The sequence below is a fragment of the Pseudoalteromonas rubra genome (assembly GCF_004212645.1).
Lineage (GTDB): Bacteria > Pseudomonadota > Gammaproteobacteria > Enterobacterales > Alteromonadaceae > Pseudoalteromonas > Pseudoalteromonas rubra_G.
Window position 1 is genome coordinate 1 of the sequence record NZ_PPUZ01000083.1, and the last position, 263, is coordinate 263.

Below are 263 nucleotides of genomic sequence, written 5' to 3' on the forward strand. Positions count from 1 at the left end.
GGACAAATCTACTATGTTGCAGAGTCTGAAGACAGTGCGGGACGCATTACCGGCTATAAAAAAGGCTACTTCAGCATGGTGGTGGGCTATGACAACCGTGGCAACCTCAAAACACTGGGCGTAGATGCGCGCAGCACTTACAGCTATATTCAGCAGCACAGTTACACCTTTGATGCGCTGGGGAACCTGACCAGCCGCACCCTGACTGGTGAAGCAACCGAGACCACCTTTGGGTACGATGTGCTGAATCGGGTTACCACAGT

1 protein-coding gene is annotated in these 263 nt (G+C 52.5%); it reads left to right on the top strand.

Features of this window, described 5'->3' with window-relative positions:
- Positions 1-263: hypothetical protein (locus C3B51_RS21205; RefSeq protein ID WP_130246317.1), on the top strand; the 263-nt coding region annotated here is incomplete at both ends.